Source organism: Curvivirga aplysinae (genome assembly GCF_009711445.1).
Taxonomy (GTDB): domain Bacteria; phylum Pseudomonadota; class Alphaproteobacteria; order UBA8366; family Aestuariispiraceae; genus Curvivirga; species Curvivirga aplysinae.
This window is the reverse complement of the sequence record NZ_SMMC01000002.1, coordinates 1-211: the sequence shown is the minus strand read 5'-3', so window position 1 is coordinate 211 and position 211 is coordinate 1. Positions and strand designations below refer to the sequence as shown.

The 211-nt window shown below is 47.4% G+C and carries 1 protein-coding gene; it reads left to right on the top strand.

Translation table 11 applies throughout. The features are described from left to right. A partial coding sequence (locus E1160_RS00010) for a hemagglutinin repeat-containing protein (RefSeq protein WP_218048597.1) occupies positions 1–211 on the top strand: 211 nt, incomplete at both ends.

The window sequence follows — 211 nt, the reverse complement described above, 5'->3', positions numbered from 1 at the left end:
TTCTCTGCGGGAGCCTCGGCGACAGTTGGTTATGGGGTAAGTGTTTCTGCGCATTTATCAAATAGCCGTACTGAATCAGAGCGTGCTTATGTAGATAATCAAACACGCATTGTTGCGGGAGATGATCTGAATATCAATGTGGGAGATCATACTCAGCTGGATGGGGCGATACTGGCCTCTCAAGAGGGGGATGTCACTCTTGATACAGAAA